This is a genomic window from Nitrosomonas supralitoralis (genome assembly GCF_003011925.2).
Classification (GTDB): domain Bacteria; phylum Pseudomonadota; class Gammaproteobacteria; order Burkholderiales; family Nitrosomonadaceae; genus Nitrosomonas; species Nitrosomonas supralitoralis.
Map to the genome: position 1 here is coordinate 1 of NZ_PXXU01000189.1, position 544 is coordinate 544.

Sequence of the window (544 nt, forward strand, 5' to 3'; positions counted from 1 at the left end):
AACAACACAAAACATATCCTTACCTACTCAAAGGCAAGATAATAAACCGGCCCAATCAAGTCTGGGCCGCTGATATTACCTATGTGCCAATGGAGAAAGGCTTTGGTTATTTGGTTGCCATCATGGACTGGCATTCCCGTAAAGTGCTGAGCTGGCGCTTATCCAACACGAGGGATGCCGATTTCTGCGTTCAGGCTTTGGAGGCTGCCATTCAAGACCACGGTTGTCCGCAGATATTCAATACCATCAGGGTGCTCAGAATAAAAAATAATTAGGATACACCTATCTAAAGATTCAAAAAAGAGTCTGCGAGATAGTTTTATGATATTGGACGAAGGTTTTCAAGAGTGATCGCAAATAATTTTGTTTAGTATGTACGATTCCGAACATACAATTGGAGTTTCAATAAGTAAACTGAAGCGAAGCTTTAAGAATCGTAAATCGTAGATTCTTTGTACATGATTGGGAAGAAAATCCTCTAATAATATGGTCGTATAGATCACTACTGTCCCGTTAACTTTCACAGTAAGTCCATCTGGCAATT

At 40.1% G+C, this 544-nt stretch carries 1 pseudogene; it reads left to right on the forward strand.

Features of this window, described 5'->3' with window-relative positions:
* Nucleotides 1-245 (forward strand): annotated as a pseudogene (locus C7H79_RS17365) (DDE-type integrase/transposase/recombinase); the annotation flags it as partial.
* Nucleotides 246-544 lie beyond the last annotated feature (299 nt).